The sequence below is a fragment of the Bacillus cereus group sp. N6 genome (assembly GCF_016483705.1).
Lineage (GTDB): Bacteria > Bacillota > Bacilli > Bacillales > Bacillaceae_G > Bacillus_A > Bacillus_A wiedmannii.
Genome location: NZ_JAEHBI010000179.1, coordinates 1 through 864 on the forward strand (window position 1 = coordinate 1; position 864 = coordinate 864).

The following is an 864-nucleotide window of genomic DNA, read 5'->3' on the forward strand; positions in this document are numbered from 1 at the left end:
GTATTTTTTTTCATGTTTTCAAATCGGAAACATGTATTTGGCCTGCTTTTTTGTCTGAAAAAGCTGAGTAGTTACAATCGATAGTTAGTCCTTTGAAAGCTAAAATTGTTTTCTCTTGTGCAGTAGTGTTACTTCCAAGAACTAAAAAACGCCGCATAAGAGCCTTTACTCGTGCAACTACTTCGTGAATACTGAAAGGTTTCGTAATGTAATCATCAGCGCCAATGCTTAAACCTAAAATTTTATCAATTTCGTGATCTTTAGCGGTTAGCATTAATATAGGTACGTTAGTTTTATCTCTAAGTTTTCTACATACTTGGATACCATCTACTTTCGGCATCATAAGATCTAATATAACGAGGTTATAGTTGTTTTGATTAAATAATTGCAAGGCTTCTTCACCATTAACCGCAGTATCTACCATATATAATTCTCGTTCTAAATATATTTTTAATAAATTTCGGATTTCTTTATCATCGTCTGCTATAAGGATACGTATATCTTTCATATTTTCACCTGCTTCTAATAGAGTTTTATTGCTAGTACAACAACTCTCTAATTATATACTAGTATTTGTTAAAATAAGGTTGCTAGTTTTGTTGGAGGGACATGTCTACAAGAATTAAGTCTAGAGTTCAAATGAAATCGAATATGTTTTGGAAGAATAAATTAAAGAGAAGCAGAAGGTGGTTTCTAGTAATGACTCTTTGTATAGGCATATCTAGCTAAAAGAGCATAAAAATATTAAATTGAATATCTTTATAAAAAGGTGTTGACGATTTCATCTTAGAGGTGTAATATAGGACAAGTCGCCGATGCAATAACGCAGAACGCGGCAAACGAAATAAAAAACTTAGTTGACAT

1 pseudogene is annotated in these 864 nt (G+C 31.9%); it reads right to left on the bottom strand.

Going from position 1 to position 864, the window contains the following annotated elements:
• Nucleotides 1-46 precede the first annotated feature (46 nt).
• Nucleotides 47-508 (bottom strand): annotated as a pseudogene (locus JDS99_RS30755) (response regulator transcription factor); the annotation flags it as partial.
• Nucleotides 509-864: the final 356 nt, after the last annotated feature.